This window comes from Neisseria benedictiae, assembly GCF_958267435.1.
Taxonomy (GTDB): domain Bacteria; phylum Pseudomonadota; class Gammaproteobacteria; order Burkholderiales; family Neisseriaceae; genus Neisseria; species Neisseria bergeri.
The window spans coordinates 1-841 of sequence record NZ_CATQFV010000011.1 but is presented as its reverse complement, the minus strand read 5'-3'; the positions used below and the strand labels follow the sequence as shown (position 1 = coordinate 841).

General features: G+C 44.7%; 1 protein-coding gene. It reads left to right on the top strand.

The window, feature by feature from the left end:
* On the top strand, positions 1-745 hold a 745-nt coding region (locus Q3O12_RS00775; RefSeq protein ID WP_301668883.1), incomplete at its 5' end, for an RHS repeat domain-containing protein.
* Positions 746-841: the final 96 nt, after the last annotated feature.

Sequence of the window (841 nt, the reverse complement as noted above, 5' to 3'; positions counted from 1 at the left end):
CAACCAAGACGAAGCGCAATACCTCGCCTATTTCCATACCGACCAAATCGGCATTCCGCGCGAGATGACCGACATCCACGGCAATCTTTTATGGTACGGCGAATACACCGCCTGGGGTCGTCTGAAAAAGGACGGGCGCGTCTATCAGAACGTCCATCAGCCGTTCAGACTGCAAAACCAATACTTCGATGAAGAGACCGGGCTGCATTACAACCTGATGCGTTATTACGAGCCTGAGGCGGGGCGGTTTGTGAATCAGGATCCGATTAAATTAATTGGAGAGGATAACCTATATTTATTTGCTTTCAATAGCCAGATATGGGTCGATGCACTGGGACTTTCCAAAGCTTCATGGGGGAAAGGTGGCTTTGATTCTTGGTTTGATAGTGCAAGTGTTGCGGATATTCGCAAAGTTATGGCAGATCCAAATACTAAGAATCCAATACCAAATGCTTTGAGAAATTGTGGAGGATTCTATGAATGGTTCCCCGTTTTAATGGCTGATAAAGCAAAAGAACTTGGATTCACCGCAAGTGAACTTAAGGGGCTTACAACTCCTACTTCCGATGTATGGTTTAAAGATATTCCTGACCCTAAAAATCCTGGTAAGTTTTTGGAAGGACCTTACTCCACAGGGAAAACACTTCCCAAGGGACAATCTAGTCGAGAAAGTTCTATCGCTCATATTATGTTGTCGGATAAATTGGAAGGAGCAAAACAAACGTGGTGCCATCATGAGGATTAAGAATTTTGCTGAAAAGTTTACTTGTGGTGGCGTCAATGACGGCGGCGGATGCTTTCTCTACTTTTAAGCCTTTTTCGGTCAGTTGGCGGTTAATCA